Origin of the sequence: Bacteroides caecicola (genome assembly GCF_023337095.1) — a bacterium.
Classification (GTDB): Bacteria; Bacteroidota; Bacteroidia; order Bacteroidales; family Bacteroidaceae; genus Phocaeicola; species Phocaeicola gallinarum.
In genome coordinates, this window is record NZ_JAMBLM010000035.1 from 1 (window position 1) to 301 (window position 301).

The window sequence follows — 301 nt, forward strand, 5'->3', positions numbered from 1 at the left end:
GGGTGACGCTTATAGCCAATCTGCTTCTGATGGTAATGAAAAAGAGACTGACGCGTTCCTGGAGTTTCTCCGGACTTGCCACCATGATGCGGATTACGCTTATGTATTATGTCGATTTCTACAGCCTGTTTAATCATCCGGAGAAAGATTGGGAAACGCTATTAAACGTAAAGCAGAAAGAAGATTACCAATTATCTATCTTTTGAGGGGGCTTGGAACTATAAAATAAGACTCGACCACTGAATACACAATGGCCGACCACTACATTTTTATATTTAATCGAGTTTATCGGACAGCAATA

The 301-nt window shown here is 40.5% G+C and carries 1 pseudogene; it reads left to right on the plus strand.

Annotated elements, in window-relative coordinates:
- A pseudogene (locus tag M3085_RS13845) lies at window positions 1-206 on the plus strand (transposase); the annotation flags it as partial.
- Between the last annotated feature and the right edge of the window lie 95 nt (window positions 207-301).